The organism is Secundilactobacillus angelensis (assembly GCF_012641075.1).
GTDB classification, from domain to species: domain Bacteria; phylum Bacillota; class Bacilli; order Lactobacillales; family Lactobacillaceae; genus Secundilactobacillus; species Secundilactobacillus angelensis.
Window position 1 is genome coordinate 1 of record NZ_JAAXLJ010000109.1, and the last position, 276, is coordinate 276.

The window sequence follows — 276 nt, forward strand, 5'->3', positions numbered from 1 at the left end:
CTTAGACCAGGCTAGTACTGAAACGATGCTGGATAAAATTGATTTTGGTTAGGAGGCTGGCTTTATGGATTTAGATTTTAAATCAAACAAGTATGATCTGTTTGATGATTGGCATCAAAACAAGACTAAACAAGCCTTTACACAAAAGTTGCAGCAACAAGCTCAAATTGAAAAAACACAATTACCGCAATTATTGTCGCGTGAAGATTTAAAAATTCGTTGGCAGATGAACTCTCGTCAAAGTGTTCATCAAGTTGCTAGTAAGCCTGATTTTCC

General features: G+C 36.2%; 1 pseudogene. It reads left to right on the forward strand.

Annotated elements, in window-relative coordinates:
* Positions 1–64 precede the first annotated feature (64 nt).
* A pseudogene (locus HC026_RS12575) lies at positions 65–276 on the forward strand (hypothetical protein); the annotation flags it as partial.